The sequence below is a fragment of the Streptomyces sp. NPDC057638 genome, from assembly GCF_042800315.1.
Classification (GTDB): domain Bacteria; phylum Actinomycetota; class Actinomycetes; order Streptomycetales; family Streptomycetaceae; genus Streptomyces.
Genome location: NZ_JBHVHF010000466.1, coordinates 1 through 4,287 on the forward strand (window position 1 = coordinate 1; position 4,287 = coordinate 4,287).

Annotated in this window: 5 protein-coding genes; 2 read left to right on the forward strand and 3 right to left on the reverse strand. The window is 74.1% G+C overall.

Translation table 11 applies throughout. The features are described from left to right. The 3 genes from ACFVIM_RS33315 to ACFVIM_RS33325 all read right to left on the reverse strand — a co-directional run. The coding region (locus ACFVIM_RS33315) for a reverse transcriptase-like protein (protein WP_384309569.1) at positions 1 to 689 on the reverse strand (689 nt) is incomplete at its 3' end. Next, on the reverse strand, positions 689 to 1,432 hold the full coding sequence (locus tag ACFVIM_RS33320; protein ID WP_384309580.1) for a zinc ribbon domain-containing protein: 744 nt from the start codon (positions 1,430 to 1,432) through the stop codon (positions 689 to 691). The genes ACFVIM_RS33320 and ACFVIM_RS33315, both read right to left, overlap by 1 nt. Beyond that, complete coding sequence (locus tag ACFVIM_RS33325) at positions 1,429 to 2,286, reverse strand: Nif3-like dinuclear metal center hexameric protein (RefSeq protein WP_384309572.1); 858 nt, start codon at positions 2,284 to 2,286, stop codon at positions 1,429 to 1,431. The genes ACFVIM_RS33320 and ACFVIM_RS33325 overlap by 4 nt, the downstream gene beginning before the upstream one ends. 198 nt (positions 2,287 to 2,484) lie before the next feature. Between ACFVIM_RS33325 and ACFVIM_RS33330 the strand changes: the two genes are divergently transcribed. Together ACFVIM_RS33330 and ACFVIM_RS33335 are read left to right on the forward strand one after the other, a co-directional pair. Then, a complete protein-coding gene (locus ACFVIM_RS33330) occupies positions 2,485 to 4,008 on the forward strand; it encodes a hypothetical protein (RefSeq protein ID WP_384309574.1) in 1,524 nt (507 codons plus the stop codon). 73 nt (positions 4,009 to 4,081) lie between these two features. Then, positions 4,082 to 4,234, forward strand: coding sequence for a hypothetical protein (locus ACFVIM_RS33335; RefSeq protein WP_384309577.1), 153 nt, complete (start codon positions 4,082 to 4,084; stop codon positions 4,232 to 4,234). Positions 4,235 to 4,287: the final 53 nt, after the last annotated feature.

A 4,287-nucleotide genomic window follows, 5' to 3' on the forward strand; every position in this document is an offset into this window, starting at 1 on the left:
TCGCAAGACCGGGTGCATGTCCCGAGGATGCCCTCCCGACCCGCACCGCCTCCACCTGCCGCCCTCCCCCTGTGGACGCCGACCCCCCTTGTGGACAACCGCGCGCCCGAGAGGGCCGCCCGCGCCTTCGCCGCACCGGCCGCCTGGTCACCGGCCGGACGCGGCTCCTCCGTACGACCGGTGAAGCCCGTACGACCGGCGGAGCCCGTACGAACGTCAGCCCCCCGACGACCGGCGGCGTCGAGGTCGGCCGTCGAGGACGACGGCTCCCACGCGCGGCCCTGACGGCCCGCGTCCATGGCCTCGTTGGCGAGCCGGTCGGCGTGCTTGTTCTTCTCGCGCGGGATCCACTGGTACGTCACCGAAGCGGCCGGGAAGATCCGGGCGGCCTCGGCGGCCAGCGGCTTCATGTCCGGGTGCTTGATCTTCCAGCGCCCCGACATCTGCTCCACGACGAGCTTGGAGTCCATCCGGACCCGGACCGTGGCGTCCGGGTCCAGGGCGCGCGCGGCGGCGAGCCCCGCGACGAGGCCCTTGTACTCGGCCACGTTGTTCGTCGCGACGCCGATGTACTCGGCGGTCTCCGCGAGCGTCTCACCGGTGGCGGCGTCCAGGACGACCGCGCCGTAGCCCGCAGGCCCCGGGTTGCCCCGGGATCCGCCGTCCGCCTCGACGACGAACGTCGCCATCAGAGGCCGGACTCGGAGGTGCGGACGAGGATGCGGCCGCAGTTCTCACAGCGCAGCACCTTGTCCGCGGCGGCCGAGCGGACGTCGTTCACCTCGGTGATGTTCAGCTCCAGCTGGCAGCCCTCACAGCGGCGCTGGTAGAGCCGGGCGGCGCCGATGCCGCCCTGCTGGACCCGGAGCTTCTCGTAGACCTTCAGCAGGTCGGCGGGGACGGCGGCGGCGACGGTCTCGCGCTCCTTGGCCACCTCGGCGGCCTCGGCGTCGAGCGCGCCCACGGCGGTGTCACGGCGCGCGGTGGCGTCGTCGAACTTGGCCTGGACGGAGTCGACCCGCTGGGTCAGCTCGGTGACGCGCTCCTGCGCGGACTCGCGGCGCTCCATCACGTCGAGGACGACGTCCTCCAGATCGCCCTGGCGCTTGGCGAGCGAGACGATCTCGCGCTGGAGGCTCTCCAGGTCCTTCGGGGAGGTGATGGCTCCCGAGTCGAGACGCTGCTGGTCGCGGGCGGCGCGCTGGCGCACCTGGTCGACGTCCTGCTCGGCCTTGGTCTGCTCGCGGGCGGTGTCGCTCTCCTCGGTCTGTGCGGCGACGAGCAGGTCGCGCAGCTGGTTGAGGTCCTTGGTGAGCGCGTCGATCTCGGCGTGCTCGGGCAGCGACTTGCGCCGGTGGGCGAGCCGCGACAGCCGAAGGTCGAGAGCCTGGACGTCGAGGAGTCGGATCTGGTCGGCGGGCGCGGCGTTCAGTTGGGGGCTCCAGGGGAAGAGAATCGGGATGTCTGGCTTGCCTGGGATGTCCAGGGATCGGTGACCGTGCGGGAGACATGGACCCGCAGGTTCCAGCCGTGCCGGTCGGAGATCTCGTCGAGCTGGGAGGCCGCCAGCTCGCACCACGGCCACTCGGTGGCCCAGTGCGCGGCGTCCACCAGCCCCAGCGGCGAACGCTGGGTGGCCTCGGAGACGGGGTGGTGCCGCAGATCGGCGGTGAGGAACGCGTCCACACCGGCCGCGCGTACGGAGTCGAAGAGGCCGTCACCGGACCCCCCGCTGACGGCGACCGTACGGACGAGGGCGTCCGGGTCGCCCGCGAGCCGGATCCCCTGCGCGGTGGCGGGCAGCCGCGCGGCGGCCCGCTCCGCGAAGGCGGCGAGCGTCTCCGGCCGGTCCAGCTCACAGATCCGGCCCAGCCCGCGTCGGCCCGACGGGTCGGTGGCGTCCGGCACCAGCGGGCCGGTGACCCGCAGATCGAGGGCGCCCGCGAGAGCGTCGGAGACGCCCGGGTCGGCGGTGTCGGCGTTGGTGTGCGCGACATGCAGGGCGATGTCGTTCTTGATCAGGGTGTGGACGACGCGGCCCTTGAAGTGGTCGGCCGCCACCGTGGTCGTCCCGCGCAGATAGAGCGGGTGATGGACCACGACGAGCTGGACCCCGAGGCCGACGGCCTCGTCGACGATCCGCTGGACCGGGTCGACGGCGAAGAGGACCGAGCCGACCTCGGCGTCGGGGTCGCCGCAGACGGTGCCGACGGCGTCCCACTGCTCGGCGCGGTCGGGAGGCCAGAGGGCGTCGAGCGCGGCGATGACTTCGGAGAGACGGGGCACGCCCCCAGATTACCCGCGCCCCCCATGGACCCGGCCCACCCCCTGCGGGCCCGGCCCGCCTCGCCGACGGCCGGCGCACACAGAAGGCGGCAGGGTCAGCGGTATGGGCATGGAGTCACCCTTCCGGGTGAAGCCCCAGGGCTCTCGTTGTCCCACGGGAACCGCGAACCTAGCTTCGTGGCCGGAGGTGACCACCCGATGACCGTCTGTGAGATCAGCCCCCCGCCCACCGGGTACCCAACGCCCCACCCCACCACCACCCCCAGGGGATTCACGATCTCCGCGAACGGCGCCTACGCGGCCCGTCTCGCGGGCACCGCCGACGCCCTGTTCCCGGAGCGGTGGACGCTGGAGGGGCCCGAGCCGCTGGCCGTGCCGCTGCCGCTCGGGCAGCCCGAGGAGCCCGGCACGCAGGTGCTGCCGCTGACGGACGGCCGGGTGCTGATCGGCCGCCGGGTCGCGGGCCGGTACCACTTCTCGCTGATCCAGCACAGCGGCACGACCACCGTGGAACTGCCGCTCGGCGGGATCGAGTCGGCGGAGCTGCGGCTGCTGCCGCCGTCGCCGCGGGGGCTGCGAGCCTTCGCCCTCGTACCGGGTGAGCGGGTGTCCTCGGTGTGGCTGGTGGCGGGGGGTTCGTTCGGTCCCGAGCATGTGGCGGATGTGCCGGGGCACTGTTCCGGCGGGGTGTGGCTGGACCGTACGGGACGGATGCTCGCCCTCGACCGGCGGCTGGGCGACGGCCCGGTGAAGGCGGTCGCGGTCGATCTGGAGCGCGGCGGCGAGGTGACCCCGCTGCTCCAGATCGCGGCGGACAGCTCCGACCGGCTGCTGCTGGCCGCACCGGACTGCGGGCTGCTGCTGATCCGTTCGGACGCCCCGGGCGAGGAGCGGCTGGGCTGGGGGGTACTGGGCGGCGACCAGCCGGTGCGCTTCCCGGAGTGCCTGCGGCTGCCGGACGCGCGGTTGACACCGTTCGCGCTCCAGCGCGGCGGTGGCCGGGGCGCGGAGGAGTGCGGGGTGGCGCTGCGGATCGACGGCCCGACCGGGCTGGAGGCCCCCCAGGGCGAGGCCTGGGGGGACCCCCAGGGCGCGGCGAGGGGTGGGGACACCGCCCAGACACAGGGCTTGGGTGGGGGCGCATCCCCGACGCAGGCGTCGGCCTGGGGTGGGGGCACCTCCCAGACGCAGGCCTGGGGTGGGGGCACCTCCCAGACGCAGGTCTGGGGTGGGGGCACCGCCCAGACGCAGGTCTGGGGTGGGGGCACCGCCCAGACGCAGGTCTGGGGTGGGGGCACCTCCCAGACGCAGGTCTGGGGTGGGGGCACCTCCCAGACGCAGGTCTGGGGTGGGGGCACCTCCCAGACGCAGGTCTGGGGGAGGGTGGGCCTGTGGCGCCCTTCGTCCCGCCGCCTCCTCCAGCAGCCCGCCCCGGCCGGCTGGCTCACCGGTACGGGGCTGTGGAGCGACGAGGGCACGCTGAGGCTGTTGTGCGCGACGGAGGCGGGCGCCGGGCGGGGCACGCTGAACATGGGCGCGAGCGGCTGCGGGGTGGCCCGGCTGGATACGGCGGCGGACTTCGGCCCGGTGACCCCGGCGCCGACCCCCGCCCCCACCCCCACCGAGCCCGTTCAACCGCCCACGCCCCCCAACCCCCCCGCGCCGACCCGCCCCATCTCCCTCCAACAGGCGGCCCGCATGGGCCGGATGGGGCTTCGTTAGACTCGTCGCCCTGTTCAGGTCATCGGCCTGGGCAGGGTTCAGTGTTCGCGATGGTGACGGGGGAAGTTCCCAAATGGCTGATGCCCAGCAGGACACGGCTCACAAGACCGATGAGTCGGAGACGGGGCAGGGACGGCACCGCGGGATAGCCGCGGCAGAGGAGGGGTCGGCGGCGGCGCCGCATGGCAAGCACCGGCGGCCCGCCACGATGGAGTCCGCCGCCTGACCTTCGCGGGGGTCCCGCCCTCGCGTCCCGGACCCGGGTGCCGTTCACGGCAC

Coding starts and splice junctions, on each gene's coding strand:
- ACFVIM_RS33330 (WP_384309574.1), top strand. CDS start 2,485: ATGACCGTCTGTGAGATCAGCCCCCCGCCCACCGGGTACCCAACGCCC.
- ACFVIM_RS33335 (WP_384309577.1), top strand. CDS start 4,082: ATGGCTGATGCCCAGCAGGACACGGCTCACAAGACCGATGAGTCGGAG.